The 26397-nt window shown below is 66.4% G+C and carries 31 protein-coding genes, 2 tRNA genes and 4 pseudogenes; 21 read left to right on the top strand and 16 right to left on the bottom strand.

Features of this window, described 5'->3' with window-relative positions; translation table 11 throughout:
• The first annotated feature begins 22 nt into the window (after nucleotides 1-22).
• Together D7D52_RS26825 and D7D52_RS26830 are read left to right on the top strand one after the other, a co-directional pair.
• Nucleotides 23-1456, top strand: a complete 1434-nt coding sequence (locus D7D52_RS26825) for a M48 family metalloprotease (RefSeq protein WP_162958566.1) — start codon at nucleotides 23-25, stop codon at nucleotides 1454-1456.
• The gene (locus tag D7D52_RS26830) at nucleotides 1453-1791 is read left to right on the top strand and encodes a hypothetical protein (RefSeq protein WP_120740716.1); all 339 of its coding nucleotides are present in this window, start codon (nucleotides 1453-1455) and stop codon (nucleotides 1789-1791) included. Before D7D52_RS26825 ends, D7D52_RS26830 begins: the two co-directional genes overlap by 4 nt.
• Nucleotides 1792-1827: 36 nt before the next feature.
• Here D7D52_RS26830 and D7D52_RS26835 read toward each other — a convergent pair whose 3' ends face one another.
• The gene (locus D7D52_RS26835; RefSeq protein WP_120740718.1) at nucleotides 1828-2157 is read right to left on the bottom strand and encodes a hypothetical protein; all 330 of its coding nucleotides are present in this window, start codon (nucleotides 2155-2157) and stop codon (nucleotides 1828-1830) included.
• A 130-nt stretch (nucleotides 2158-2287) separates the two neighbouring features.
• The gene (locus tag D7D52_RS40195; protein WP_246023310.1) at nucleotides 2288-2425 is read right to left on the bottom strand and encodes a hypothetical protein; all 138 of its coding nucleotides are present in this window, start codon (nucleotides 2423-2425) and stop codon (nucleotides 2288-2290) included.
• Between the two features lie 50 nt (nucleotides 2426-2475).
• Between D7D52_RS40195 and D7D52_RS40200 the strand changes: the two are divergent.
• A pseudogene (locus D7D52_RS40200) lies at nucleotides 2476-2745 on the top strand (LysR substrate-binding domain-containing protein); the annotation flags it as partial.
• A gap of 1 nt (nucleotide 2746) precedes the next feature.
• Here D7D52_RS40200 and D7D52_RS26845 read toward each other — a convergent pair.
• A complete protein-coding gene (locus D7D52_RS26845; RefSeq protein ID WP_120740723.1) occupies nucleotides 2747-3859 on the bottom strand; it encodes a serine hydrolase domain-containing protein in 1113 nt (370 codons plus the stop codon).
• Nucleotides 3860-3881: 22 nt separating this feature from the next.
• Nucleotides 3882-4733, bottom strand: a complete 852-nt coding sequence (locus D7D52_RS26850) for an AraC family transcriptional regulator (protein ID WP_246023312.1) — start codon at nucleotides 4731-4733, stop codon at nucleotides 3882-3884.
• Between the two features lie 90 nt (nucleotides 4734-4823).
• Between D7D52_RS26850 and D7D52_RS26855 the strand changes: the two genes are divergently transcribed.
• Entirely contained in the window at nucleotides 4824-5525 is a 702-nt protein-coding gene (locus D7D52_RS26855; RefSeq protein ID WP_222932681.1) for an amidohydrolase family protein, read from the top strand.
• Between the two features lie 150 nt (nucleotides 5526-5675).
• Nucleotides 5676-5978 carry a hypothetical protein gene (locus tag D7D52_RS26860; protein WP_120740727.1) on the top strand — a complete coding sequence of 101 codons (303 nt, stop codon included), beginning with the start codon at nucleotides 5676-5678 and terminating at the stop codon, nucleotides 5976-5978.
• A gap of 61 nt (nucleotides 5979-6039) precedes the next feature.
• Here D7D52_RS26860 and D7D52_RS26865 read toward each other — a convergent pair whose 3' ends face one another.
• The 3 genes from D7D52_RS26865 to D7D52_RS38020 all read right to left on the bottom strand — a co-directional run bounded on the left by D7D52_RS26865 (nucleotide 6040) and on the right by D7D52_RS38020 (nucleotide 8994).
• A complete protein-coding gene (locus D7D52_RS26865) occupies nucleotides 6040-7311 on the bottom strand; it encodes a glycosyltransferase 87 family protein (protein ID WP_120740729.1) in 1272 nt (423 codons plus the stop codon).
• A gap of 61 nt (nucleotides 7312-7372) precedes the next feature.
• Nucleotides 7373-8695 carry a phosphatase PAP2 family protein gene (locus tag D7D52_RS26870; protein WP_120744494.1) on the bottom strand — a complete coding sequence of 441 codons (1323 nt, stop codon included), beginning with the start codon at nucleotides 8693-8695 and terminating at the stop codon, nucleotides 7373-7375.
• A 158-nt stretch (nucleotides 8696-8853) separates the two neighbouring features.
• A complete protein-coding gene (locus D7D52_RS38020) occupies nucleotides 8854-8994 on the bottom strand; it encodes a hypothetical protein (protein ID WP_162958567.1) in 141 nt (46 codons plus the stop codon).
• A 52-nt stretch (nucleotides 8995-9046) separates the two neighbouring features.
• Between D7D52_RS38020 and D7D52_RS26875 the strand changes: the two genes are divergently transcribed.
• The 3 genes from D7D52_RS26875 (at nucleotide 9047) to D7D52_RS26885 (ending at nucleotide 12005) form a co-directional block, all read left to right on the top strand.
• Nucleotides 9047-11320, top strand: a complete 2274-nt coding sequence (locus D7D52_RS26875) for a glycosyltransferase family protein (protein WP_246023314.1) — start codon at nucleotides 9047-9049, stop codon at nucleotides 11318-11320.
• A 78-nt stretch (nucleotides 11321-11398) separates the two neighbouring features.
• Nucleotides 11399-11806, top strand: coding sequence for a hypothetical protein (locus D7D52_RS26880; RefSeq protein WP_120740732.1), 408 nt, complete (start codon nucleotides 11399-11401; stop codon nucleotides 11804-11806).
• Nucleotides 11807-11822: 16 nt separating this feature from the next.
• Nucleotides 11823-12005 (top strand): hypothetical protein, encoded by a 183-nt coding sequence (locus D7D52_RS26885; RefSeq protein ID WP_120740734.1) that lies wholly within the window; start codon nucleotides 11823-11825, stop codon nucleotides 12003-12005.
• Nucleotides 12006-13077: 1072 nt separating this feature from the next.
• Here the strand turns inward: D7D52_RS26885 and D7D52_RS26890 are convergent.
• Nucleotides 13078-13626: a hypothetical protein gene (locus tag D7D52_RS26890; RefSeq protein ID WP_246023315.1), complete on the bottom strand. Its 549-nt coding sequence runs from the start codon at nucleotides 13624-13626 to the stop codon at nucleotides 13078-13080.
• A gap of 202 nt (nucleotides 13627-13828) precedes the next feature.
• Here D7D52_RS26890 and D7D52_RS26895 point away from each other — a divergent pair, with 202 nt between their 5' ends.
• From D7D52_RS26895 to D7D52_RS26910, 4 genes are read left to right on the top strand one after another with little or no spacing between them, the layout of a single operon-like run.
• The gene (locus tag D7D52_RS26895) at nucleotides 13829-14158 is read left to right on the top strand and encodes a hypothetical protein (RefSeq protein WP_120740736.1); all 330 of its coding nucleotides are present in this window, start codon (nucleotides 13829-13831) and stop codon (nucleotides 14156-14158) included.
• Nucleotides 14094-14657, top strand: coding sequence for a DUF6879 family protein (locus tag D7D52_RS26900; RefSeq protein WP_425464569.1), 564 nt, complete (start codon nucleotides 14094-14096; stop codon nucleotides 14655-14657). Before D7D52_RS26895 ends, D7D52_RS26900 begins: the two co-directional genes overlap by 65 nt.
• 3 nt (nucleotides 14658-14660) lie before the next feature.
• Nucleotides 14661-15518 (top strand): helix-turn-helix domain-containing protein, encoded by an 858-nt coding sequence (locus tag D7D52_RS26905; RefSeq protein ID WP_120740740.1) that lies wholly within the window; start codon nucleotides 14661-14663, stop codon nucleotides 15516-15518.
• Nucleotides 15515-15910: a hypothetical protein gene (locus D7D52_RS26910; RefSeq protein ID WP_162958568.1), complete on the top strand. Its 396-nt coding sequence runs from the start codon at nucleotides 15515-15517 to the stop codon at nucleotides 15908-15910. Before D7D52_RS26905 ends, D7D52_RS26910 begins: the two co-directional genes overlap by 4 nt.
• Here D7D52_RS26910 and D7D52_RS26915 read toward each other — a convergent pair.
• Nucleotides 15879-17045, bottom strand: a pseudogene (locus D7D52_RS26915) (IS3 family transposase). The gene D7D52_RS26910 and the pseudogene D7D52_RS26915 overlap by 32 nt on opposite strands.
• Before the next feature lie 80 nt (nucleotides 17046-17125).
• Here D7D52_RS26915 and D7D52_RS26920 point away from each other — a divergent pair.
• Entirely contained in the window at nucleotides 17126-17449 is a 324-nt protein-coding gene (locus D7D52_RS26920; RefSeq protein WP_120740744.1) for a hypothetical protein, read from the top strand.
• Nucleotides 17450-18488: 1039 nt separating this feature from the next.
• Here the strand turns inward: D7D52_RS26920 and D7D52_RS26925 are convergent.
• Together D7D52_RS26925 and D7D52_RS26930 are read right to left on the bottom strand one after the other, a co-directional pair.
• A tRNA-Pro gene (locus tag D7D52_RS26925) sits at nucleotides 18489-18562 on the bottom strand.
• Nucleotides 18563-18620: 58 nt separating this feature from the next.
• Nucleotides 18621-18691: transfer RNA gene (locus D7D52_RS26930), tRNA-Gly, on the bottom strand.
• 395 nt (nucleotides 18692-19086) lie between these two features.
• On the opposite strand from D7D52_RS26930, the gene D7D52_RS26935 reads away from it, so the two are divergent.
• Both D7D52_RS26935 and D7D52_RS26940 read left to right on the top strand, forming a co-directional pair.
• A complete protein-coding gene (locus D7D52_RS26935) occupies nucleotides 19087-20100 on the top strand; it encodes a GGDEF domain-containing protein (protein ID WP_120740746.1) in 1014 nt (337 codons plus the stop codon).
• 58 nt (nucleotides 20101-20158) lie between these two features.
• The gene (locus tag D7D52_RS26940) at nucleotides 20159-20986 is read left to right on the top strand and encodes a DUF1542 domain-containing protein (protein WP_120740749.1); all 828 of its coding nucleotides are present in this window, start codon (nucleotides 20159-20161) and stop codon (nucleotides 20984-20986) included.
• Here D7D52_RS26940 and D7D52_RS39475 read toward each other — a convergent pair.
• From D7D52_RS39475 to D7D52_RS26955, 3 genes and pseudogenes are all read right to left on the bottom strand, one after another.
• Nucleotides 20941-21540, bottom strand: coding sequence for an alpha/beta fold hydrolase (locus D7D52_RS39475; RefSeq protein ID WP_120740751.1), 600 nt, complete (start codon nucleotides 21538-21540; stop codon nucleotides 20941-20943). The genes D7D52_RS26940 and D7D52_RS39475 overlap by 46 nt on opposite strands.
• Nucleotides 21500-21853 (bottom strand): annotated as a pseudogene (locus D7D52_RS40410) (alpha/beta fold hydrolase); the annotation flags it as partial. The pseudogene D7D52_RS40410 and the gene D7D52_RS39475, both read right to left, overlap by 41 nt.
• Nucleotides 21850-22749: an alpha/beta fold hydrolase gene (locus D7D52_RS26955; protein ID WP_120740753.1), complete on the bottom strand. Its 900-nt coding sequence runs from the start codon at nucleotides 22747-22749 to the stop codon at nucleotides 21850-21852. The gene D7D52_RS26955 and the pseudogene D7D52_RS40410, both read right to left, overlap by 4 nt.
• A 115-nt stretch (nucleotides 22750-22864) precedes the next feature.
• Here D7D52_RS26955 and D7D52_RS26960 point away from each other — a divergent pair, with 115 nt between their 5' ends.
• Both D7D52_RS26960 and D7D52_RS26965 read left to right on the top strand, forming a co-directional pair.
• Nucleotides 22865-23458, top strand: coding sequence for a TetR/AcrR family transcriptional regulator (locus D7D52_RS26960; protein WP_120744497.1), 594 nt, complete (start codon nucleotides 22865-22867; stop codon nucleotides 23456-23458).
• Nucleotides 23459-23549: 91 nt separating this feature from the next.
• Nucleotides 23550-24230, top strand: a complete 681-nt coding sequence (locus D7D52_RS26965) for an alpha/beta fold hydrolase (RefSeq protein WP_120740755.1) — start codon at nucleotides 23550-23552, stop codon at nucleotides 24228-24230.
• Nucleotides 24231-24324: 94 nt separating this feature from the next.
• Here the strand turns inward: D7D52_RS26965 and D7D52_RS26970 are convergent, their stop codons facing one another.
• Nucleotides 24325-24465, bottom strand: a complete 141-nt coding sequence (locus tag D7D52_RS26970) for a hypothetical protein (protein WP_222932963.1) — start codon at nucleotides 24463-24465, stop codon at nucleotides 24325-24327.
• 97 nt (nucleotides 24466-24562) lie between these two features.
• Between D7D52_RS26970 and D7D52_RS26975 the strand changes: the two genes are divergently transcribed.
• From D7D52_RS26975 to D7D52_RS26985, 4 genes and pseudogenes are all read left to right on the top strand, one after another.
• Nucleotides 24563-25027 (top strand): gamma-glutamylcyclotransferase family protein, encoded by a 465-nt coding sequence (locus tag D7D52_RS26975; RefSeq protein WP_222932682.1) that lies wholly within the window; start codon nucleotides 24563-24565, stop codon nucleotides 25025-25027.
• Between the two features lie 34 nt (nucleotides 25028-25061).
• Nucleotides 25062-25286, top strand: a pseudogene (locus D7D52_RS40415) (AMP-binding protein); the annotation flags it as partial.
• Nucleotides 25287-25345: 59 nt separating this feature from the next.
• The gene (locus D7D52_RS39480; protein ID WP_246023317.1) at nucleotides 25346-25534 is read left to right on the top strand and encodes a hypothetical protein; all 189 of its coding nucleotides are present in this window, start codon (nucleotides 25346-25348) and stop codon (nucleotides 25532-25534) included.
• A gap of 22 nt (nucleotides 25535-25556) precedes the next feature.
• A complete protein-coding gene (locus tag D7D52_RS26985; RefSeq protein WP_120740758.1) occupies nucleotides 25557-25922 on the top strand; it encodes a hypothetical protein in 366 nt (121 codons plus the stop codon).
• Between the two features lie 67 nt (nucleotides 25923-25989).
• Here the strand turns inward: D7D52_RS26985 and D7D52_RS26990 are convergent, their stop codons facing one another.
• Complete coding sequence (locus D7D52_RS26990; RefSeq protein WP_162958572.1) at nucleotides 25990-26397, bottom strand: hypothetical protein; 408 nt, start codon at nucleotides 26395-26397, stop codon at nucleotides 25990-25992.

Raw genomic sequence — 26397 nt, forward strand, 5'->3', positions numbered from 1 at the left:
CGAGGTGGGCGATGAGCCGTCGATGGCTGCGCGGCGGAAGAAGAATCTGCGGTCGGAGCGCCGGAAGAAGTTCGCATTGCTTCGAAGTCATGAGCAGGGGCGGGATGTGCTCGCGTTCATGGATGAGAAGTTGCGCGAGTACGGGACCATCCAGGACCTCACCGATACGGCATTGACCGAGGCGATGCGCGACCTCGCCGTGCATGTGCCCGAGGAACAGCAGGCGATGATCGCTCGGACCGAGATCTTCGTTCACGATACGGAGTTGAACGAGGCGACCACGGTCGGCTTCCCGGACGGATCGCATCTCATCCGGATCTCGGATGCGCAGTTGTCGCTGCTCGCGCTGTTCGGTGATCTGCTGCGCGCGTGGTCCCGCTCCAAGGGCCGGTTCCTTCCGCTGTCGCTGCTGCGCCGGACCTGGGAAATACAAAGCGGCCGGGCGAATCCGGAGGAGGACGTGATCCTGGCCGGCGCGGCGAGTATCCGGTACTACATACATCATCAACGGGCCGTGGGTGTTTCGGCTCAGGTCGCGTCCTCGTTCTCCCGCAAGAACGTGCTGCGTGAGGACGAGGCCAGCGGCGCCCGGGCGGTGGCGCTGCTGTTTCTGGTCGCGCACGAAATGAGCCATGTCGTCTTGGGTCACACCGCGTCGAAACGCTCGGAGCTGAGTCGCGATGAGCAGCACGGGTGCGAGTTCGAGGCGGACGCGTTCGGGGTGGAACTGGTCACTCGGGTACTGGGCGGGCAGCAGCAGCACCGGCTGGCAGCCGCGACCTACGCGATCGTCGGGTTGCTGGCCATCAGCGTCGCGTCGGACCCGCTATACCTGCGCCCGCCGGAAACACACCCGGCGGTCCAGACCCGCATCGATCGGGTGGCGGCGATCGCGGGACCCGACTATGCGCAGACGATCGTGCTCGGCTGGGGACTGAACGAGATGGTGAAGCTCGGAACGGCCGTCGACCGGCCATTCGACGCGCGCTGCTGGACCGCGCTGCAAGCCCACCCCGCCTTCGACACGACGTTCCACATCCCGGGCTACTACAAGACCATTCAGGGTTACGACATGTGGATCGACGGCGATCCGCAGCGCGCGATGGCGCTCATCCAGAGCTTCGTGGACGATCGGGAGCCGGGAATGGAGACCTATCTCGATGCGACGGATTTCGGGGCGATTCGCTCGGGCGTGGAGAAATTCCAAAGCAGCGGCGCGCGTGCGGCACTCGACGCGTGGGGCGTGCGCAATGTCGATGAGTTGCTGGACTTCTCGCGGCCGCTCTCGTATCACAAACTCGTCAGCAGCATAATGGGGAGCGCGATCTTCTCCGCATTGTCCAGTGTCGACGAGGCAGTCGAGTCCACCCGCGACACCTTCGCGTTCTACCAGCGAATGATCAGTGTTGTTCTTGCACAGATGATTTCCCGAGAACTCCGAGGAGCCCGCACATGAGCGAAGACGCGCCTGATTTCAACGCATACGGCGAGGAGGAGCTGTTCGCCGCGCTCGGTTCGTACCTGCTCGGTGAGGGGTTCGGCGCGGGACCTCAGGATGACGACGGCAACCGGCGGTTCGGTAGGCAGTGGTTCGAGGACCGCCTCGATTCCTTCCGGGAAGCGGTGTGCGGCAGTCGGATCGCCGCGCAGCTCACGGGGGATTTCACGACCGACGTCACGGCGGTCGCGTCGCTGCTGCCGCTCGGGAGCGACAAGCTGCTCGCGCTGACCGTGGCGGCGATCATCGTGCGGCGTGGTGTGACGCGGTTTTGCGGTGCGGGGCCCAGCTGAGCGCGCACCCGGGCGTCACACCCGCCGACGAGTCGATCACGGATATGCCTGGATCACTTCGACATTCACCAAGGCGTTGAAGGAGTCGCAGCTGGCCCAGGACTGGTTCTGGCCGTACTGGATCGGGCCGTACTTCCAGTAGGTGAAGGGGACCGGCCAGGCGATGCAGGTGAGTTTGACCTGGTGCCAGGTCGGCAGTTCGCAGTTCGACATTCCGCCGGTGTTGAAGATGTTGTAGACGTGGCAGTTGGCCTGCCACACCGGCACGTCGTCGGCCTGGGCGACCCCTCCACCCGTGAACAGCATGGTTCCCGCGGCCGCGGTGGCGACGACGGAACTGGCAGCAAGCCGCTTCGCAGAGAGCATGTCGACCTCCTGATGTGGTGTTTGCTGAATCATCGCTATCGAATCGAGCGCGTTACCTACGAGGACATCGGAGCGCGATTGTGCGTGCTCATCCATTGTGCCCCCGCCGTTGCCGTCAGGTCGCGGCGGCCTACCGCCGGACGGCCGGGGCGAGGATCTGTTCGCACCAGCCGCGGAAGGTGGTGGGGGTCGAGGTGTCGACGGTGCGGGGGACGGCGTCGTCGAGGCCCTCGTTCTTGGCGCTCATCATGTCCACGTAGCCGGTCACGATGGCCTCCGGAAGGCCGCGCGCGATCAGGCCGGCCCGGAAATCATCGAGAGATTGCCGACCTCGCGGGCGAGCGCATGTTCGATGTCCCGAGCCGCCGGACCGCGACGCTCGAGGAGAAGTTCGAACTCGTCGCGGCCGGTCACGGCCTGGTCCTGGTCCCGCTCAGCGTCGCGCGCGCCTACGTCCGCCCGGATGTGGTCTACCGTCCCGTCGCCGATGCCACCATGGCCGAAACCTGCCTGGCGGTCATGGGGGACGCGCCCGACAAACTCCTGCGCGAATTCATCGATATCGCGGTCGAAGTGCTGCGCCGCTGACTCACAACGCCGCCTGAACGAAGGCGGCGAGCGCGGCATCGATGGGATGCGGCCGCGGACGGCCGGAGGCGTCGAGGCGGTTCCAGCGCTGGAGGTTGACCGCGATCGTCAGCTGCCGCTCGCCATCCGCGCTGATCATGGAGACGGCCCCGCCGCCCCACACGGAACCGTCGTGGCCCCAATGGATTCCGCGTTCCGGAACGGTGAACCTGTGCAGACCGAGACCGTAGTCGATGGGCTTGCCCTCGAAGGAGGTGACGGGAACGGTGCGCTGCATCTCCGCCAGCGCCGAGGCGCTGATGATCTCACCGGCCAGCAGCAGCCGGTAGAAGCGATTCAGGTCACCCGTGGTCGAGATCAACGAGGCCGCCGGCCCCACGAACGACATGTCGTAGACGCTGTAATCGCGCGGCGGATCGATCATCCCGAACCAGGACTCGTAGTGCTTCGAATGCGGCCCGGTGATAGTCGGTTCCGTCGCCAGCTCGGTGTGGTGTAGACCCGCGCGTTCGATGACGGCCCGGGTGATGTGCTTCTCGGCGGCGATGCCGGTCACTGTTTCCAGAAGCTGGCCCAGCAGAAGGTAATTCGTGTTCGAGTAGGTTCCCGGTTCTCCGCCCGGCGCTCCCGTGGCCGGCGCCGACACACCCCGCACGATCAGGTCGACGGCGTGAAACCTGGTGTACCGGTGGTCATCCAGGCTCTGCGGAGTCGTTTTGGCCACCTCGGGGAAGCCGGCCAGGGAAGGGTAGGCGTAGGGGAGATATTCCGCGAGACCACTGGTGTGGTTGATCAGCATGCGAATCGTGATCGCCGCTCCGCGATCGCCGGGAACCAGCCGCGGCAGGTGCTGCCCGATCGGAGTATCGAGGGCTAGCTCGCCCTCGTCGACCAGTTGCAGCACGGCCGCCGCGGTGAAGGTCTTGGTGAGACTGCCGACGCGATGCCGCATCTCGGGCGTGACAAGCCGCCCGGTATCGATATCGGCGAATCCCGCTGCACCGCACCAGGTCCGGTCACCGTGGCGAACCTCGGCGAACACTCCGGGCACGCCCGCGCGATGCACGTCCGCCACGGCGTTTTGAAGCGCGATGGGATCGAATGTGTTGGTCATGGCACCACTATCGAGCCGATGGTCACACCGGGTCTTGGAAGAATTTTCCCCACGCCCGATACCGGTGCCGGGCAATGAGCGGCAGATAATTCGCCGACAGCGACCCCGGCGTGGCCTCGGTGAATATCGACACGTCCCGGCACAGATGGGCCTGATCGGCATACCCGCACGCCACCGCGACCTCCGCGGCCGGCCGGCCCGCCAGCAATTCGTCGACGGCCGAACGGAATCGGACCAGCATCGCCGCCCGCTTGGGCGTCAGCCCGATCTGCGCTTCGAACCGCCCCCACAGCCGTTTGTGACTCCACCCGACCGATTCGGCGAGCGCGCCGATCCGCACCCGGCCACCGGAGCCGACGATCCGATGCCAACTCTCGACCACCTGAGGATCTGGCGAACGGACCGAATCATTTTCCACCAGAAACGATTTCGTCACCGTGAAGCGCTCATCCCACGTCCGGGCTGCGGCGAGCCGTTCACGCAGGCGCACCGCCCGCGGACCCCACAGGTCCTCGAGCGCGACCGCGCCCCGCCCCAGATCCCGCGGCGAGATCCCCAACAGCGAATACGCCCGCAGCGGCGACACGCGAACCTCGACGCATGCGGCGCGCTCACCTCGAATCCGCATGGCGTCGAGCGGCAGTCCGGCCACGAAACCGCCGAGCGCGCGCCGTCCCCCCGCATCGTCGATCAGCAGCCCGTGCTCCCCGAATTCGATCAGCACGGTGACGGCCGCGACCCCCGCGACTCGCAATTCCAGCCCGCCACCACCGGTATCGCGATAGCCGATGAGCGCGGCGCCGCCCGGCCCGGGTGTAGCCGGACTCGCGAAATCCCAGCTCCCGCCGGGGACCCGCCCGAATTCCACTCCCACAGTCTCCACTGTGCACGTTCGCGGCCGCGCTGTGCACCGCGTACCCATACTGGACAGTGTCGGAAGCGAACTCGTCAGGTTGGGAGCGCGATGGACACCTACCGCATCGAGGCGGACGTGCTGATCCCCGGTGGGGCCGCGCCGATCGCTGCGGGTGTCGTCGTGCTCGACGGCGCTCGGATCGCCTATGCCGGAACCGCCGCCGACGCGCCCGAGACGCCGCACGCGCGGGTGATCGCGACCCGCGCGGTCATGCCCGGCATGTGGGACTGCCACGGCCATTTCCTCGGGATCACCACCATGGACCTGGCCAGACTGCCCATGGAACCGTTGCCCACCCGGGCGGTCCGCGCCGCCGCGGATCTTCGCGCCGTCCTCGACGCCGGATTCACCTCGGTGCGCGAGGTCGGCGGACTGGGAATCTATCTGGCCCCCATCGTCGCCGAGGGCACACTGGCCGGGCCGACGATCTACGCGGCCGGCGCGATCCTGTCCACCACCGGCGGCCACGGCGATCTGCACGCCCTGCCCCTGCCCTGGGTCGCCGACTGCGGCGCACACGGCGGCGAGCTACGCCTGTGCGACGGCACCGCCGACTGCATGCGCGCGGTGCGAGAACAATTGCGGCGCAACGCGAAAATCATCAAGGTGTGCGCGTCCGGCGGCGCGGTCTCCGAACTCGACCATCCGATCCACCAGCAGTTCACCACCGCGGAACTGAGTGCCATCACCGGCGTCTGGAAAGCGGGGACACTCGTGAAGATGAATTCCCAGTTTCCATCGGGAAAATAGTTCAGCCATCCCCCGGCGGCCGGATCGCATTTGTCGTGGCAGTGCCGAATAAATCAGGCAGATCCCATGAATTGCCTGGTGACGGACGGCTGTGATATTCATGCGGTGATCAGCAAAGCAACCCGCTGATTTGTCATTCGAGGAGATTTCATGCGCAAGATGCTGGGAGTGGCCGCCGCGGCCACCGGCCTGCTATTCGTCGGTGCCGGTGTGGCTTCCGCCGACGCCACGACCACCACGGGTTCGAGCGATATCCTGCGGGCTATCCAGACCGGATCCGCCAACTCGGGCTCGGCGGTGAACAACCCGCTCCCGAAGCCGACCGCTGCCACCGACAGCGGTTCGAGCAGCATCCTGCGGGGCATCCAGACCGGTTCCGCCAACTCGGGTTCCGCGGTCAACAACCCGCTGCCGAAGCCGGCGGCCGACCCCACCCCCCTCGCCCTGGGCTGATTCGCCAGCGAGAAACGAACGCCTCCGACGATCTCGTCGGAGGCGTTCGTCGTATCCGCGGTTAGCGGGCCCGCACGCGCAGGCGCAGGAGCCGGCCCAGGCCGACCGCCAGCAGGGCGACGGTCGCCAGAATGTAGATATCGCCCGGAATGTGCTGCCACCAGGACCAATTCAGTTCACGGTGCTTGCCGTTGGGGACCAGGCCCGGGCCGATCAGAAACAGCAGGGCGAAGACCGCGATGGCGGCGAACGGGGCGCGCCGCGGAGCGCCGTACGCCCAGGCGATCGCGGCCACCAGCGCGGGAGCGACCCAGACCCAGTGGTGGGTCCAGGAGACCGGCGAGACCAGCAGCAGCACCGCGGCATTCACGAGCAGGGCGGTGACCGAGAGGATGGTCACGGGCGCCGCACCCGGGCGGGGTTCGCTACGAAGACGTTCGACGGTGACCAGGTGGTGCATGAGCGTCGCCCCCGCGCAGGCCACGACCAGGGCCAGGCCCAGCCAGACGACCGTGGTCGCCGATTGCGGCACGCCGACCCGGAACACCATGCCCTTGAGCGACTGGTTGCCGACGTAGTCGGGGGAGCCGATGCGGTTGGTGTCGACGATGGCGTGCAGCCAGTAGTCGCGTGATTCCCGGGGAAACAGCACGAATCCGGCCCCGACCGCGGCGGCCGCGGTGGCGGCGGCGGTGCCCGCGGCCTTCCAGTCGCGGCGGATCAGGAAGTACAGGACGAACGCGGCGGGGGTGAGTTTGGTGACCGCGGCGATGCCGATGAGCATGCCCCGCGGCCAGCGCGGCTTCTCGGTGAGGCAGTCCAGCGCGACCGCCGCCATCAGCACCAGATTGATCTGCCCGAACCACAGCGTCGTGCGCACCGGTTCGACGGCCAGCGCCACCACGACCGCCGCCACGCTCAATGTGATCTTGGTGCGCGGATCCAGCTCCGGCCGCACCCGCGACAGCACCAGCCACAGCGTCACCCCGAGGCAGGCCAGCGAGCTCGCCGTGACGAGGAATTCCGCCAGCCACAGCGGCATGATCGCCAGCGGAATCATCAGCACGGCGGCGGACGGGGGATAGGTGAACGGCAGATCGGTGTGCCCGGCGACCGGCAGCGTCGGCCCGTACAGGGTGCCGTGCTCGAGCCAGCCACGCGTGTCGACGCGGTAGACCTGCAGGTCGAGAAAGCCGTGCAGCGAGGCGAACAGCGCCGTGATCGCCACCGCGACCAGCACCCCGATCAAGATCGGAATACGGGGAAACCCGCCGCCGCCCTCGGTTTTCAGGTTGTCCAGCAAGCTTCGTTGCCCCGCCCGCGTAGTGATCATCAGGGAGAATCTAACCCTTTCGGCTTTCGCACAAGATGTCTGGATTGCCTTGCCCGACCGGCTAATTGACGGCAAATCCATCGGCCGGGATCCGTCCGCCCCAGTGCGCCACCCGGCCGCCCGGACGGGCGAACCAGGTCGCGTAGAAGACGGCCACCACCGCGACCAGCGCGCCGAGCGCCAGGAACCCGGCGGCCACCGGGTAGGCGGCCATGGTCCCGGCCAGGAATCGGTACGACAGCGACAGACCGGCGAGCACCGCGGCGCCGAGCGAGACGATACGCACCCGGTACAGGTCCCAGCCTCGTTTCGGTTCGCGCAGCGCCGATTCCACCGTCAGGCACAGCACCGCGCCCGCCACCAGGTCACTGCCGTAGTGGTAGCCGAAGCCCAGGGTCGCCAGCAGCGTGCACACCAGCCAGAACGCCCCGGCCCAGCGCAGCCAGCGCGGTCCGGTGCGGGAGTGGACGAACAAGGCTGTCGCCCAGGCGGTATGCATCGAGGGCATGCAGTTGCGGGCGGTCACCGAGTCGAACAGCATCGGCTGCGGGTCGGCGGTGAAGGCCGGCCACACCTGCGGCCAGCTGCCGATCTCGAGGCCGTGGCCCAGCGGCCCGTAGGCGAAGACGGGACCGACGACGGGGAACAGCACATACCCGAGTGGCCCGATCACGCCGAGTACCAGGAAGGTTCGCACCAGATGGTGTCGCGGCCAGCCGTGCGTGGTCACCTTGCGCAGCTGCCACACCGCGACCACCACCGCCGCGACCGGCAGCTGGATGTAGACGACGTGCAGCACGTGCGAGGGCACCGGCCCCAGCGCGTCCAGCAGCCGGCCGACCAGCCACGCCGGTTCACCCAGCGCCCGATCCGCCAGCTGGACGTACTGATCGAGCACCCGCGGCCCGGCGATGATGCTGACCATCAGCCAGGTGTCCGCGAGTTTCGACGCCATGACGAGCAGCGCGCCGAATCCGATGGCGTGCAAGGCCGTGCGGCGGCGCGTTCCGTCCCAGCGCAGGACGGCGATCGTCAGGCCGGTGAGCGCCAGCGTCGGCCCGGTGCCGATTGACACATGCCATCCGCAGACTGCCTGCAGGGCCAGCGTCAGCAGGTCCAGCACACCCGCAGCGACCAAGGAGATGATGCGCACGCGAGCGGGCACGCCGATCACCGCCAACCCCAGACCGGCCCACGAGACCGCCGCCGACTGCGGGTTGGCGAAGTAGTCGTCGACCAGGCTGCGCAGCGGGCCGAGGACGTCGTGCGCCGAGGCCCACGCCTGCGCGGCGGCCAGCAACACCACGGCCACGATCAGCGCGGCGGCGGGTAGCGCGTGCGCTCTGACCTTGTCGCCGGACAACGACGAGCGCGCGGTGTTCATCTCGTTGTCTAGCAGCACTGTAAATCGATAACACAAGATAAACGGAGGCACAACTTCCGGTTACCGAAATCTGGCCACCGCGTGGCGAGCGCCATAGGAATAGCGGTAGCTGTCGAGTAACTGAAGGTGTCCGATCGGTGGCGGAACGACCGCTCGGTTCAGAGCGGATCGCTGTCGCGATCGAGACCGGTGAGCGGTTCTCCACCAGCGAGGGTGAACGCCGTCAGCGCCTCGATCAATCCCGCGCGGCCGACGGCGGGCATGGGCGGTCGCCTCGCCGATCCCTCGATGTCGAACACGAGCACAGTGCAACTGTTGCATACTGCTTCAATCCGGTAGGGTCCCGAGCCTGTGGGAATTCGTGGGGAGTTCGGGTCGCGCGCGGATGCGTGGCGGTGGGGGTCGGTCACGGTCGCCGGTGCGGTCGCAGGGTACGCGGCGGTGCTGCTGGCCAACCCCCGCCACTTCTACACCGACGACACCGAGGCGCAGTACGGCCCGATGTGGGTGATGCTCGGCCGGCATCTGCACGCCGGCCGCTTCCCGGCTCTGGTGCCGTGGGAATGGATGTCGGGCAACTACTCGATGGAGGAGGCCGGCCTCTACAACCCGCCACAGCTGCTGGTCGACTGGTTCGCGCCGATGGTCGACGATCTCGCGCTGTACGTGACCGTCGTGAAGCTGCTCTTCTCGATCGTCGCCGCGCTCGGGGTGTACCGCGTGTGCCTGGCGTACAAGGCCCGGCCGTGCTGGGCGGCGGTGGCGGCCATCGCTTTTCCGCTCTCGGGCTGGTTCCTGTTCTTCGACGAGGCGAGTTGGGCGACCTCGCTCACCGGCACCGCGTGGATGCTGCACGCGTGGGCGTCGGCGGTGCGCTACCTGCGCGGGGACGGCACCCGCCGCTGGGCGCACGGGCCCATTCCGGTGTTCGTCTACCTGTACCTGGCCATCTCGGTCCAATACGTGTTTCCCGCAGTCGAATCCGCGCTCATGATCGGCGCGGTGGCGGTCGGCGAGGTGATCTACCGCCGCACCTGGCGGCCGTCGCTGCGGCTGCTGGCGGTCGCGGCCTGCGCGGGTCTCGTGGGACTCGAGACCTATCTGCCGGGCATCCTGTCCTCGCCGGTGACCTGGCGCGGCAACGAACGCGTCCTCAACGAGGACTTCCTCACCGTCGGTTGGTCGGAATCGTTGAATGCCAGTCTGCCCAGCACGGTTCCGGCCTTCACCGGCTGGTGGGGGTACGTGCAGCCGCTGCCGATGGTCTACATCGCCTGGTTCCTGATTCCCCTGCTGGCCTTCGTCGATTGGGCAGGGGTCCGGGCGCGGTGGCGCGAGCACGCGGGCATGGTGTTGTTCGCGCTGGTGTTCCTGTTCTGGACCGCCGGCCCCGGCCGAATCGGCCCGTTGCGCTGGCCGGCGCGGGTGCTGCCGATGCTCGCCGTCGGGCTGCTGGTGGCGGTGTGCGTATGGCTCAGCCGCAACGCCGTTTTCGGCGACTGGCGGCGGCGCGGGGCGGCAGCCGGGCTGTTGATCGGCCTGCTGTTCGTTCGATCGTTCTGTGCCGCACCGCATCTGGTGGTCCGGCATCTGATTGCCACGGCGGCGGTGGCGGCGCTCACCGCGATGCTGGTGTGGCTGGCCAGGACTCGCGGACTCACGGCGGCCTGTGCGCTGGCCATCGTCGCGATGTTCCCGATCGCCTACGACCAGGTGCGGATGCAATCATCGACGCCCATGTCGTATCACTTCCCCGAGAAGCGTTCGACGATGCGGGCGGCGCTGCCCCGATTCGACGGCGTCACACTGCAACTCGCCGATCGCGCGCTGGTGCCACCCGAGGAGCAGCGCGGCGACCGGGCCTGGGGTTCGCTGGTATTCGGCAACTACGCCAAGAACATCGACGCGCACTACGTGAACGCCTACACCCCGATCGGTTACGCGGCCTTCAGCAAACTGCTGTGCATGGGCTGGGACGGGAGCACCTGTCCGGCGGCCTTCGCGGCGGCGTTCTCGGTCGAATCAGCCACGGGGAGAAGCATTGTCGATCTGATGAAGGTGGATCGGGTGGTGCTGCAACGCGCCCAATACCCGGACGCGCCGACCCATCCCGCTCCGGCCGGCTGGCATTGGACCGACTGTCCCGGGCACGAACGCTACATCTGGGTCCTCGAACGCGACGGCGGCCCGATCTCCGGCCAGGGGTTGGTCGCGGACACCCGCGACGTGACCGCCACACCGATCGGCCGGGACAGCGTCACCAGCCGCCTGCGCGTCACCTCCGCCGCGGGCGGGCGGATCGTGTTCGCGCGCCTGGCCTGGCCCGGCTACCGCGTCTCCCTCGACGGCCGCGACCTCGGCTTCCACGCAATCGCGAATACCTTTCTCGCCGTGGACATCCCACCGGGAACCCGAAACGGCGAACTGGTGGTGAGCTGGCGCCCACCCGGTTGGAAGATCGGCATCGCCGCCGCACTGGCGGGTCTGGCGGGACTGTGCCTGCTGCAATGGCTCTACCGCCGCCCCGGCGACGACGAACCGGACGAGCGCCCTCGACCGCATGACGTGTACGTGGAACCTGCTCTGCGCCAACCGATCCGGCAGCCGGCCGAAATCGGTTGTTAACGTTCCGCCGGTCTTCTGACGATCTTGAAACCGGCGGGGGCGCGTGGTCCCCCGCGTCATGCTCGACAGGAAGTACTCATGCGCAAGCTCATCACCGCCGCCGTCCTCGCCGTCGCCCTGGCCGGAGGTGCGGCCGGCGCCGCCGTCGCCCAGCCCGTCACCACCATCCAGAAGCAGTCCCCGGCGTCGGAAGCCGCCCTGAAGGAAATCCTCTCCGACTACACCCACCACATCGGCGAAACCGTCACCCTCTACGGCGAGGTCTACAACGTCACCGACGACAGCCACGCCGCCTTCGTCACCGCCGGCCCCGCCGACTCCTACGTCCTCGACGGCACCTCCATCGAACTGACCGGCCCCGGCGTAAGCACCCTCGCCGAGAACGACTACTTCACCGCCACCGCCACCATCACCGGCAACTTCGTCCTCGGCGACCCCGAACTCCGCGTCACCTCCCTCCAGATCACCGGCCACGACAACAGCTGACCGGTACCCTCGCTACGTGACCGACCGAGACCCCCAACTCGACGAGATCGAAGCCCAGCGAGCCGCCCTCCGAGCCGAATTCGCCCCCTCCGACGTCACCGACGACCTCACCACCCACCTGGACACCCTCATAGCCGGCCTCGAAGCAGTAGGCCGCGAACTCGACGAAGCCACCGCCAAACTCGACCGACCCGAGTAGGGGATTTCAAGATCAGGGAGCTCTCACTGCGGAAATGTGTCCGAATTCCCGCGCTGAGAGCTCCTTGATCTTGGTTTCTCATGGGAGGGAGAAGGGCGGGCCGCGAACCCTCGGGCCTGTTGCTACTGCGGTCCGCTATGAGTCCGGGGCGTCTTGCCGTTACCGCAGCCAGTCCTGGCCATGGGCAACCGACTGCGCCCAATTGGATACAGATTTGGCTACAGCACCGCCGTGCGATCCGCGTGCGATAAGGATCGGTCGACCGTGGGCATTTCGGACAGTTCAGTTCCATTGCGCCAGCGAGAATTAATCCTCCGACCTGGACTGGGAGGCTCGAAAGATGGTCGGGGTGACAGGATTTGAACCTGTCATTTCTACCGATCTTGCTGGTGTGTCCACCTGCTGAAATATGTTGTCTACCAGGCAGTGTGGGCCGCGTAGCCGACCCCCGCACAGCGCCCCGCCGTTCGCACCCGATGCGATGCGGCGGGGCGTTCGCGGTTTCGGTGGCGAGTGCGGGCAGCGACAGTGGCGGTGGTCACCGGTCGCATAGGTGTGTTGGCGGGTGGAGGGTGGGGGTTGGGCTGTGGTTATTCCTATCCTCTTGCCGAGGTGAGATGTGCGACAGAAACTTTGGGGTTGTGGCGGCTTGGCGTCGGGGGTCACTTCCCGTAACTTTCTGACACGTGAGGCCGGATGGCGACCTGACCGAGTACATGGGTCGGGTAGTCACCTTTCGAAGCGCGCGATGGACTGGCAGCGTGCGAGCCTTACCGACTACATACTCGGAGGTTGCGGGAGTCCGGTTCGGGCGTCGTTGTTCGATCCGGTGGCCGTTGCGGGCGCGTCTCGTCTGGTTCGGCTCATACGGACAGGCCCAGCCTTCTCCTGTGGCTGGGCCTGTCTTCGGGGGTAACGGATCCCGGCGCGGTTGCGTTCGGTAGCCGGGGTCCGATCGCGAAAAGCGTTGCCGTCGTTTGTGGAGCAACGCCATCGAGTTGTCCTGAATCGGTGCGTCTATCGCATCACCCCTTCCCGCGGATTCCCCGAGCACCGGAATGGCTTTGAGGGCTTACGCGCCGTCAACGCGGCGCACAGGCGCACGGTCGGGCACCGGCGGCACCGCACGACGTGAACACGTAGATTCCGGGTGCACCGTCACCACGTCCAGGCGCTGCACCAGCGAGCCGGGCGCTTCACCGTCCGGGAAGTGCTCGAGCGACGGCACGAACACCGCTTCCGCGTCCAGACGGGTAGCTTGGGCTTTCAGTCGCGCCAGGGGCGGCCGACCGCTGGCAGGGTCGTAGGGCACGATTTCAGCCAGGTCGTACCCGTATCGCGCTGCGAGCCTCCGAATTTCGGACTCGTCCCACTGTTGACTCACGCCGGAGACATCGGTGCGCAGGTATCCCAGCGCCGTGGGTGTGTACCGCATGATCGCCCTTTGATCGTGGCCGTCGAGGGCCGTGGAGTCGTGGAGTTGGAGATAGAAGCCGCCGTAGTCCTCGGCTTCGTCTCCGTGCGACTGGAGTTCCAACACGCCACCGGGGAACTCGAACAGCCGCGTACGCGGAACGGCCTGCGCTTCGTCTGGTTCCTCGATCACGACCGCCCCTGTCATCGCTGGTGAGGCAGTCCGGGACCGAGACGACTGCACCGGCCCCGAACGCCATGAAACGACGCTAAGAAACGCGACGGTCTCCAGGCCACACCTATGCCAAACTATGCTGGAATTGGTCTAATTCGAGGTAGTCCAACATGTATGAGAGGGACAATCAGGACGCGCAAGCATAGTTGCGCGTAGTCCAGATAGGAGTCCGATCATGTTGTTGAAGTTCCTTGGCAAGGGTGGTTCAGGTGACGGGGAGTGCCCGACGCTGTACGCGACGGACACGAGTACCTACGTGGTAGTGGGCTGGAAGACTCAGAGCCCCGGAACAATCGAGATACCGCACCTGCTGTTGGGATTCGCTGAGCCGGATACATTCATCGGTGCCACGATGAACGACACCGGACGGGGAACGTTCCTGATGTCCGGCCGACCGATCACCGATCCTGAGACGGTGGGCAAGCTGGACATGGAGCCCCATGAGACTGCCGTCGAAGTGCCGAAGGCGGAGAGGACTTTCTACGGTGTTACTGCGGCAGCCTAGCCCGTGGCCTGAACTGTTCCGGCAGGCGAAACGGGAGGCGTTCCACCTGGAGGTGCGGGACTCTTACTCCGTGCCCGCCGAATCGGAGCCGTTGCGACGCTTCCTGAACGGTGAGCCTCCGGTACCGGAGTACGGCAAGCGCCCGTGGACCGAGCTTGTTCAGGAGACGGTCAGCCGTGGGGTGAAAGTGACTCGTGTCCGGGTAGTTACGGTGCCACACAGCGACTATCAGCGCTGGCTGTTATCGATCACCGGTAGCAATGTTGCTGCGGGGGAAGACATTCGGTACTTGCCGAGGCACCTTTCCGGCGAGGTTCCTCCGGATGACTGGTGGCTGTTCGATGATTCGACCGTCGGTTTCAACCTGGTAGACAACGACGGTAAGCCCGCTGGTGCGGCAATCACCACCGATCCGGGTATCGCCTCGTACTGCCGGGCCGTGAAAGAGAGGCTGTGGCAATCCGCGGTGCCGTTCAGCGAATACGCCGGTGAAGTCTGATCGGTGGCAGATTCGGTACAGCAACAGCGTGAAGCGCTCGGGGAACGTCTCCGGGCGATTCGCCAGTTTGCCGGGCTCAGCGGTAGCGAGCTTGCCCGTAGGGCGGGCTGGCACCAAACCCGAGTTCCCAAGATCGAGTACGGCAAGACCAAGCCGTCAGTGGTTGATATTCAGCTCTGGTGCAAGCTCACTGGGGCCGAGGGCGAGATACCCGACCTCGTTGCGTCTCTGCGGAACATAGACGCCGCTTACCGGGAGTGGCGTCGAACCCTCAGCGGTGGGACCAAGCAGAAACAGCATGAGATTCTTCGCCTGATGCAGCAGGCCAAGGTGATGCGGGTGTATCAGCCGTCGCTGATACCTGGATTGCTCCAGACCGCCGAATACGCCTCGGCGATACTACGGAGGTCGATCAAGTTCCACGAGATACCGAACGATCTGGATGAGGGTGTAGCCAAACGCCTCGAGCGGCAACAGGTCCTATACAGGGGCGACCGCCGGTTTCATCTGCTGATGGGTGAGCAAGCCCTGTACAACAACGTTGGCGGAGACTCGGTGATGAGAGGACAGCTGGACCGGCTGATAGCCGCAATGGGGTTGCCGCGTGTCACGTTCGGGATTGTCCCCCTCGGTTCCGAGCTTCCGATGCAGCTGACGAACTTCGTCATCTTCGATGAGCGTCGGGTAACCGTCGAAGGCATAACCGCAGAGTTGACGATCACTCAACCACGGGAAATCAAGCTGTATCACCGGACGTTCGATATCTTGGCGGGCCAGTCCGTGACCGGGGAAGTAGCACGGGAGTTGATTTCCAAGGCCGCCAGCAGGCGAAACCCAGCCCGAGGGGTAGCCCGGCGGTGAGCCGGGGACGGGATGACCAGCGGCTCAAGGTATCTCACGGTAAGGTCGGGCTGCTCAACACTGTGCGTGAAGGGGGAACGATGGTCATTCCTACGCGTGAGAAGTCGCGCGGAAACGGTCTCGGCAGCCAGCGATGGCGACGCTACGCAGACGCATTCGATCGGGTCGAACGGTGCGCGAGCCACGGCTACTTCCTCGAGGCGATCGCGATTCTGGACTCGCTGATCGGAGATCGACTCGCGAGCCGTCTGGGCCATCTACAGGGCGACGACTCGATCAAGGTCGAGCCGATCGGGCGGCTGTGCGGCGCGCTCATCGGATACAAGAAGGGACTGCTGCAAGATCAGGTGACAGGTTCGGTCACGCGGCCTGACTGGCCGGTGGGGTCATGATGGTCTCGTATTCGACCGGCGTCAAACGACCGAGGGCGGTCTGGCGTCGGCGGCGGTGGTAGGTTCGCTCGATCCAGGTGACGATCGCGATGCGCAATTCCTCACGGCTGCACCAAGATCGGCGGTCGAGGACGTTCTTCTGCAGCAGCGCGAAGAAGCTCTCCATGGCGGCATTGTCACCGGCCGCGCCGACACGGCCCATCGACCCGACCATGCCGTGACGAGTCAAGGCGCGCACGAACTTTCGGCTCCGAAATTGCGACCCGCGGTCGCTGTGAACAACGCAACCGGCCACATCACCACGTCGGGCGACCGCGTTGTTGAGCGCGCGCACTGCCAGGACTGATTTCATCCGGGAATCGATGGAATAGCCGACGATCCGGTTGGAATAGACGTCCTTGACCGCGCACAGATAAAGCTTGCCCTCACCAAGCGGTGCGGTGCTCGGTGATATCGGTGAGCCACAACCGATTCGGGGCATCGGCGGTGAAATTGCGCAACACCAGGTCGTCATGCACGGGCGGGCCGGGTTTGCCCTTGCCGTTGCGTTTCTTGCCGAACACGCTCCACCAGCCGTGGTCCGAGCAGATCCGCCACGCGGTCCGGTCGGCCATCGGCTCGCCCGCGGCGCGGGCCTCGTCGGCCAGGAATCGGTAACCGAATTCCGGGTCGTCGCGGTGGGCGTCGAACAGCGCGTTGGCGCGATAGGCGGCCTCGAGTTCGGCGTCGGTGACCGGGTCGTCGAGCCACCGGTAGTAGGGCTGACGGGCCAGTCCCAGCACCCGGCACGTCACCGTGACGGGGATCCCGTCTCCGGCCAGCTCGCGGACGAGCGGGTAGATCATTTTCCCGGCAGGTTCGCCTGGGCGAAGTAGGCGGCGGCCTTCTTGAGGACCTCGTTCTCCTGCTCCAGCAACCGGATTCGGCGTTTCGCGGCCCGCAACTCGGCCGACTCGCTCGAGGTCTTGCCCGGTTTGGTGCCCTCGTCGACATCGGCCTGGCGCATCCATTTCGACAGCGTCATCGGGTGCACCCCGAAATCGGCGGCGACCTGTTCGAGGGTCACGCCGTCGTCGCGGTTACGCGCGACGCGCACGACATCGTCGCGGAACTCACGAGGGTAGGGCTTGGGCACGGTGGCATCCTTCCAGCCCGCCCGAAGGCAAGCCAAATCGGTTGTCACCTATCTATGCAGCAGTCCCGAACGCCCCTGGCGTGGAACATGATCCGGAGTTCCGTGCCGTGACTGCCGACATAAGGGTGTGGTCCGAGACCCGTAACGATGCGATGCACGGTGTCGCACGTATCTTCAGGCACGAAGACACGGCCACGTCGTTCGACGCTGCGATGAACATCCACGGTCAGACCGTCCTGGACGGGATCGCGGTGCTGCGACGTTTCGACCGACTCGATACCGCTGCGCGTCAGGCACGTAAGGATATTCCTGCGCATAAGAGGTTTCCCGCGACATGGCCTGCCGCGTTCTTCCCCGAGGAGCGGTCTGGCACGCCGCGTCCTGCCGAGTCAGACGCCCACTGACCCAACGGTCTTCGTGTCCTCGCGTGTCGCGTGCTGTCCCGGAAAAAGACCCTTGGAAGCCGTAAAGGGTGCGCGCCACAGGGCGGATCGGTGCGACGAAACAGCAGGCGGGAGAGCTAGTGCGGCCGGGTATTCAGCATTTCCCCTGGTCGGTGCCGGTCGTCGCGGGACGGCTCGAAGCCCTGTGTGATCCGATCCCCTCGCGGGTGCTGTCCGCAGCGTCTGCACATCCAGAACGTGGCTGGTCAGTACCCGGGGCTTGTGCTGAGCAGCCGTCTTATGGGATCCCGGAAGGTTCGAGGGCGAGGTGGCGGCAGTTCCCGGGGGTCGGCTGTTCGGGTCCGTGACCGGACTTGATGCCGCTGCCGTCAAGAAGGGTGGCCAGCCACTTTGGGGATCGCACAATGTGGCTGCGCCCGGCGGAAACGGAAACGGGAACGGTTTCACGCTGACCAGCAATTTTGCGGGATCCCACAAGGTTGTCGGACGCGATACTCCGGCCGCGCGGAAAAGACCCTGGGAAGGTGTCGGTACGGGCGTCCACCGAGTCGAGTGGGGCTGGGAATTGGCCGGTAGAGGGCTCTCCTCGGGCCGATATTCGCTCGTTTCCCCTGGTCGCGACTTTGGGGGATCCCCCAAAGTCGCTGGTGGCCTGCGATATTGACGGATCCGTCAAATCTCCTGACGACATTCTGATTCGCGGTGTCGCCGGGTAGTCGGCTGGTGAGGGGCGCGTACCCGATCGGGTAAACGCCCAATCACCCTGGCACCGGACGCGTTCCGCGCCCGGCACCGGGAGCCGACCCGAATACGCCCGTCGATCCGTGGGAGCGCGCGAGTCTGCATCGCCCGGACGGCGCGTTCGTCCTGTGGAGCGATGGTCATGGGATCCAGCACGGTTCACGGCGGCCCGGATCGGGTGCCACGCGGTGAGCGGTCAGGCACGAATCTGGCACGGCCCTTCGCGCTGCCCCTGGAAAAGAGCGAGGCCCTGACCAGCCGTGCTGGTCAGGGCCTCAATCGTGTCTCAACCACACGGTCGGGGTGACAGGATTTGAACCTGCGACCCTCCGCTCCCAAAGCGGATGCGCTACCAAGCTGCGCTACACCCCGATACGCGTTCGGTGAACGCTCCCCGCGCCGGTCTCGAGATCAGGTCGGGGCGGGTAAGAGCGGGTGACGGGAATCGAACCCGCACCATCAGCTTGGAAGGCTGAGGTTCTACCATTGAACTACACCCGCAGTCACCGCATCCGTGGATGCCGTGTGCGTTGAGCACTGTACCGAACCTCACTCCCGGAATGCCAATCAGGCCGTGTCGGCGCACGTCGCGGCCGGTGGGGCCGGGCGTCCGGCGCGTCGCGCAGAACATGCCGGAAAAGTGTGTAACACCCAGGTGGCCGTAGCGATGTGCCATGCGATCGCCATTCGCGAGACACGGGAACCTGTTCTGAATCAGGGGTTTTCGATGTCGGGTGGCTTGCTAGGATCCTTTTTGTCCGGACGGGGGTATCGGAAAGGGGGCGGTGAGCATGCACCAGAGGTGCGGGCGACGACCGCGTAGTAGTGAGTTCGATCCGAAGGGCGTGACCGGCAAGGCCGCCGGTCCTGGCTTCATGTTCGCCGGGTGAGCGCAGATGCCCATCCATCTCGACACGCGAACCTCCGCCATCGTGGCGGTCACCATCAGGGAATGGGTGCGGGCCGTGCACTCGGGCGCGAGCAGCGCCGCGCTGGGTCAGGCGCCCGGCGTTCCCTCCGACGATCTCGAGCGCATCTTCGGCCGCGTCATCGAGGAGTTGCTGGAATTGGCGGGGTCCGAACCGTTTCCGGTGAAGGACGCCCGCCGCATCGGCCGCAGTCTGGCCGAATCACCGTTCGACCGCACCCGGATGCTCGCCCCGGCCAGCCGGGCGCTGCTGGGTTTGTCTCCGGGCCCGCGGGGTTCGCTGATCGCCACCCGCTGGTCGTTCATCGCCAGTCAGGCCATCGACGCCTACGCCGAGGCGTTGCAGCAGCGGGCCCTCGCCCAGCAGGAACGCAGTCTCTCCGAGGCGGTGTCGGTGCGGGTGCAGGAGATCGCGGCCTTGCAGACGCGGCTGCGGCACGAGGCCACCCACGATGTGCTGACCGATCTGGCCAATCGCTCGCTGCTGCAGGAGCGGGTGCGGGTGATGTCCACCGATCCGGCGCGCGGCGTGGGCCTGCTGCTCATCGATCTCGACGATTTCAAGCAGATCAACGACGGTTACGGCCACACGGTCGGCGACGAGGTGCTGGTCACCATCGCGCAGCGGCTGCGGTCGGTCTGTCCGGACGAGGCCGTGATCGCGCGCTACGGCGGCGACGAGTTCGTGGTCGCGCTGCCCGCGCGCCGCAATACTCTCGCCGAGCTGGCGATGCGAGTGCTGGCCGCACTGTGCGAGCCGGTCTCGACCGCCGCGGGGTGGGTGCCGGCGTCGGCGAGTGTGGGCACCGCGTTCTGCCCGCCCGGCCGCGACTGCGACTTCTCGGATCTGCTGCGCAGCGCCGACCGTGCCATGTACTCGGCGAAAACTGCTGGCAAACGACAGTTCGCGGTGTCGGAGCTGGACGAAGAGGAGGTTGATCCAGCGCGACGTGCGGGTCGCTTTGCCGCGGTGGCGGGTTAGTCGGTCAGCTCACAGCGCGCAGCAATTCAATGGCGAATTTGCTGCGTAGGCTGGTCGCATGGCTACGGTCGTCGTTTTGTTCCTCGTCATGGTGGTTGTCCTGCTGGGTGTCGTCGCGGTCAACCGCGCGCAGAAGTCGCGGTCGAACGCGCAACTCGCGGATGCGAAGGCCGATGCGCGCCGGGTGATCGAACGCCTCGGCGGGCAGGTCTACAACCTCACCGGCACCGATGCCGCGTCCAAGCAGGCGCTGGCCGACGCGGGTGAACGCTTCAATGCCGCGGGCTCGCAGATCGAGCAGGCCACGTCCCCCGCGCAGGCGCGGCTGGCGAAAGAGACCGCGCTGGAAGGCCTCTACTACGTGAGCGCCGCGCGCACCGCCATGGGTATGGATCCCGGCCCCGCGGTCCCCGAGCTCGACGGCCAGCGCAGTGCCGGCCGGGTGACCGAGAATCGGGCCATCGAGTTCGACGGACGGCGGGTCGAGGCCTCGCCTACGCCGTCGGCCGCGACACCGAATTACTATCCTGGCGGTCGTGTCGCCGGCCGACCAGTTCCGGCCGGTTGGTATTCCGAGCCGTGGTGGAAGACCGCTTTGGTCGCCGGGGCGTGGGGTGTCGGTTCGGTGGTGCTGTTCGATGCCCTCTTCAGCGGGATGTCCGGTGTCGGCTACGACACGGCCGCCTTCGAAAACGGTTACGGCGACGGCTATCAGGCGGGCCTGGATGCCGCCGGCGGCGGGGGCTACGACCAAGGCGGATACGACCAGGGCGATAACGACCCCGGTTACGGCCAGAACGTGGACCCCGGCGCCGATCTCGGCGGCCAGGACTTCGGCGACTACGGAGACTTCGGCGGATTCGACGCGTTCGACAGCGATTTCTGAGCGCCGAAGAACTCCAGCGCCAGCTCGACGACCCGCTCGGGCTGCTCGGTCGCCGGGAAGTGACCGACCCCGTCGAACTCCTCGACGCGGATATCGGTTGCCAGCGCACCGAATTCGCGTGCCGTCGGCACCGGCAGGAGTGGGTCCCGGTTGCCGACGAGGACCATGGTCGGCACCCTGAGCCGATTCCACCGATACTGGCCCGCCAGCAGCAGCGGTATCTCATGGGTGAGGAGATTGCGGTAGTAGCGCACCGTCGCGTCGACCCGGGCGGGATCCTCGAACTGAGCCAGGAAGACCTCCCGATCCGCCGGTGTCAGAGCCGCCGATCGGTGAACCCAATGGCGCAGCGCCCAATTCGGGATCGTGCGGGCCGCCAGCCGCGGGCCCAGCACCGGCGCTGCATTGGCCGCGACATGCCAGAGCCGGACACCGCCGGTCAGCACGCGCGGCGTCGGACGCAGGAACGGGCTGGCGGTATTGATCGCGATGTAGTGCCATGCGCTCCGGAAACCGAAGGGCCAGAAGATATCCGACCAGACCACCCCAGTCATGGCCGATGGCGTGGAAGCGATCGACGCCCAAAGCGTCGAGCAGGCCCGCGATGTCGTCGGCCATGACACCGGGCTGGTAACCGTCCTCCGGCGCGTCGGTCCAACCCAGCCCGCGCAGATCCGGGCAGATGACCCGGAAGTGTTGCGCCAGTGGGCCGATCACGTGCCGCCACTGCCACCAATGCTGCGGCCAGCCGTGCAGCAGCACCAGCGGCTCGCCGCTGCCCGCCAGCGCCACGTGGGTGCGCAACCCGCCGACGTCGAGGAAGCGATGTTCGACGCCGGCGAGCTGCGGCAGATCGCGCACGCTCATCGTGGCGTCTCGGCGGCGGTCGAGGCGAGGAAAGCCTTGATGGCCGCGGTCAATTGGCCCGGCTGGTCTTCGGCGGAGAAGGTGCGTGAATCGCGGATCCAGTCGAGGCGGGCATGGGGGAAGTCGGCGGCGAGCCGCTCGGCGTAGCGATCCGGGAAGAATCGATCGCCCGCCGACCAGGCGATCAGCACCGGATTCTCGAAGTCCGCGAACGTCTTCGCGGCCTCGAGGGTGTATTTGCTGTCGAGACCGCCGATGACGCGGCGAACATCCTCGCGAATCGCCTTGCTGTTGACCGGCAGCGCGTAGGAGTCGCTGACCGGTCGCTCGATCGGTCCGGCGAGCCAGCCATAGGCGATGGGCAGCCGCCGGATCACGCGGCTGCGCAGGCTCAGGCCGAGCGCGGTGAGGGCCGCCGGGGTGCGGGCCGCGAGGCCGATGTAGTCGAAGAACGGCGGCGGGAAGTTCTCGTACGTGTCGCAGGAGGTCAGGACCAGACGAGCGACCAGGTCGGGACGCGCGGCGACGACCAGCTGGCTGACCGCGCCGCCGGAGTCGTTGCCTACCAACGTGACCGGGCCCAGATCGAGTTCCTCGATGGCGGCGATGACCAGCTGGGCCAGGCCGGGCGCGCTCAGATCGGCGTCCGGCATGGCGGTGGTGTGCGAGCCGAACGGCAGATCTATTGCGATGCAGCGGTATTCGCCCGACAACGACGGGACGACCTTGCGCCACAGATTGGCATTGACCAGCAATCCGTGCACGAAAACGATGGGATCGCCACTGCCGCTGTCGAATACGGACAGTTGACCTTGCGGCAAAGCCAGTTCGCGTCGGACGCCGAGGGCGGGATCGCGCCAGGCGGCAGGAGATTCGGGGCTGATGGTGTGCGTCATCTGGATGACTCCCTCTGGAGCTGTGACGGTGAAGAGGATTTCAAACTAACAAACAGGCTGCCTGTTTTCAATGGTTGCGCGCTACGATCCACTCACCCGGGCCAGAAAGGTGCAGATGATCAGGCAAGCCGAACGATCCGAGTCGACCCGTGCGACCTTGATCGCCGCCGCGCGCGAACTCTTCGCCGAACGCGGTTACGCGGCCGTCGGCACCCCCGAGATCGTGGAGCGTGCGGGCAGCTCCCGCGGCGCGCTGTACCACCAGTTCAAGGACAAGAAAGACCTGTTCAGGGCGGTGTACGAACAGGTGCAGCAGGAGATCCTGCAGCAGGTCGGCGAGACCATGGCCGCCGCACCGCCCACCGACGCGCTGGCCGCGCTCGAAGCGGGCCTGCACAACTTCCTGCTCTCCTGCGTCGACACCGAGCGGGTCCGCATCGCCCTCATCGACGCGCCGTCGGTGCTGGGCTGGCAGGAGTGGCGTGAGGTCGACGAGAAGTACGGGCTCGGACTGGTCGTCGGCGGTCTCCAGGCCGGGATCGAAGCGGGTGTGCTGCGCGCCGACCTCGATATTCGCCCACTGTCGCTGATCATCCTGTCCGCGCTCGGCGAAGCCGCCATGTTCATCGCCAACGCCGACGACCCCGAAACCGCTCGCGCCCACACCGAACCCGTGGTGTTGGCGCTGATCAACGGTCTGCGCGTCTAGCGGATCGCGGGCGACGCATCTCGGCCGAGCCCAATACCGGGTCCGCCGAACGGCGTTGCCTCGCGCTGCGACATGAGGCAGGCTCGATTCGGTGGCGACCTTCCTCCTCATCCATGGCGGTGGCGACGTCGGCTGGTACTGGCATCTGGTCGAGGAGCGCCTGCGCGCCCACGGCCACCGGACGTTCGCCCCCGACCTCCCCGACGACGACTCCGCCACCCTCGACGACTACGTGGATGCCGCGACCGCGGCTGTAGCCGATCACGAGGACCTCGTGATAGTCGGCCACTCCTACGGTGCGTACACCGCAACCCTTGCGGCCCAACGCCTCTCGGCCCGGCTACTCGTTTTGCTCGCAGGCATGATCCCGGCCCCGGGCGAGAGCCCGAACGAATGGTGGGCCAACACCGGTTACCGGCAGGCCGTCGAGGAACAAGCCGCCCTCGACGGCGGCCGCACCGGAAACGACGACCCCTTCATCAGCTTCTACAACGGCGTCCCGCGCCCGATAGCCGAAGAGGCCATGCGGAGGGCATCCCACCGCGGCGAATCCTCCACGGTCGCGAAAACCCCTTGGCCCCTTCCTACTTGGCCATCGATCCCCACCCGCGTCATCCTCTGCGAAGACGACAAATTCTTCCCCGCCCCCTTCCTCCGCCGCCTGACCCGATCCCGCCTGGCCCTCACCCCCGACGAAGTCCCCGGCGGCCATTGCGCCGCCCTCAGCCACCCCGCCGAAATCACCAACCTCCTCCTCGGCTACTTGGCCTGATCAAAAGGTCATGGCGCTGCCGGCGCACATCAATCGCCCGGCATGTGCCAGCCTGGCGACTCACCTCGCTTGATGAAGCTCCAGTGAGCCTTTTTCATCCTCGATCGGCTTCGAGTTCGCGGATTTGGAGGGCGTGAATCGCTTTGGCGAGCTGTCCGGCCTTGTGCGGGCAGCAACGTAGCTTCCGTAGCACTTTCCAGCTCTTGAGCTGCCCGGCGGGGCTGGCAGTACTCATCGTGGCCATCGAGTGGCTCGCGAACCGGGCCATGCACCCGCCGGGACCGAGAGGTCACAACCCTAACTCGTTGGGCTGCAGAAAGGATGGTGCCCTAGTGAGCGAGCGCGCGTACCCCCGGCGGCGACTGCCGGTCGCTCAGGATCCGCTGTTCGTCTACGGCACTCTCCGATTCGGCGCGGTGCTGGCCGAATTGATCGGTCGCGTACCGGATATGGAACCGGCCCGGCTGCTCGGCCGCAGGGCCGCCGCACTGCCGGGGCGTTCTTATCCCGGGCTGGTGACCGCCACGAATCGCGTGACCGAGGGGTTCCTGCTCACCGGGCTCACCGACGCCGAGTGGCGGGTGCTCGATGCGTTCGAGGACGACGAATACGACCTGGTGCCGGTGGCGGTGACGGCGGGGGAGCGGGCCGGGTACGCGTGGACGTACGCCTGGACCGCCGCGGCCGAGGACCGGGACTGGTCGGCGACCGCGTTCGAGCGCGATCAGCTGCCGCGCTATGCCGGGAAATGCGCTGCGTGGCGGCGGGATTTGGTCCTGCTCAGCGAGACTTTATGACGCGGGACACAGTCATGCGGTAGAAGTTGGTCGCATGAATGGCACTGAGCAGGCGGTGGCGGGCGGACTGACGGTGGCGCGGTCGCAGACGCTCGGAGATCTGTTGCGGCGCAGTGCCGCCCGGACGCCCGGCAAGACCGCGCTGGTGTGGCGGGATCGGCGCGAGAGTTATGCCGAACTGGACGACGCGGTCAACCGGTTCGCCCACAGTTTGGCCGATCGTGGTGTGGCGCAAGGGGATCGGGTGGCGATCTACTCGCACAACTGTCGCGAGTTCGTGCTGGCGTACTTCGCGCTGGCGCGGCTGGGCGCGATCTCGTGCCGATCAACTTCATGCTCACCGCCGACGAGGTGGCGTTCATCCTCGAACACTCCGGGGCGATCGCATTGCTCGCCGAGGACGCGCTGGCGGGGGAGGCCGAGGCCGCGGTGAAACAGCTGGGCGACAGCGAGATTCGGCTGTTCGGCTGGATCGGGCTCGCCGGTCTGCCCGCCGCCGCCGACTGAGGACTATCCGAAAGGATCGGAGTTGAACCCCATCCTATCCGACCCGACCGACATCGACGATGACATGGACGACGCGGCGGGCGACCCAGCCGGGGCCGAGGTCATTGAACTGGACAGGCGACCGAATCATACCGCCGGCCAACGGAATTCGATGTCGGCGGCATTGAAGGAGGCCCTGGAGGCAGCGACGGCGATCGATCCAGCGACCCGGCGGGAAGCTAACCGCCGCAAGGTCGCAGAGGTCGAGGCCGATTTCTGGGAATCTCGCGAGGTGCTGAAGCGGATCCGGGCATTCGCGCACTACCGAGTCACCCCGGCCGTCCAGGGCGGCGAGGGCTACGACATCATTTCCTCTGTGCGGGAGGGCAATGTGCGGAGAGGCAAGTGATTCGGCGCTTTGGATAAGCGGCAAGCGGCGCAATCGATTCCGTAACGGGTGCGCCGCTTGTCTCTCCTTATTCGGTGAGCCCTTGGATTGACAGGTGTCCGGTGCTGTACGTGACGCCGGAGAGATGATCGGTCACCGTGATCACGACCTCTGCCGCGCGGCCAGTGGGGGAGATGGCCAGGAACGACGTGCGGGACATCTTCTCGCTGCTTCGGGTCGACCGGTCCGGGATCAGGAAGGGCTCCGCGCCGTCGATACCCACCGTCGCCGACACCTCATGCCTGACAAGTGACACTTGACCGGGATTGAAAACCGCTGCGCTGTAGTCAAATTGGATGCCAAGCGGCGTGCTCACGAGCGGAGAAAGCCACGACAGGTACCCGTGTTCGTTGCCTTCACGCTGGACCCACGTTGGGGCCGTGAGCGGGGCGAGTACAGCGGGGCCGGTGAATGAATACTCAATCGCTGCGGTCAT

Origin of the sequence: Nocardia yunnanensis, from assembly GCF_003626895.1 — a bacterium.
Classification (GTDB): Bacteria; Actinomycetota; Actinomycetes; order Mycobacteriales; family Mycobacteriaceae; genus Nocardia; species Nocardia yunnanensis.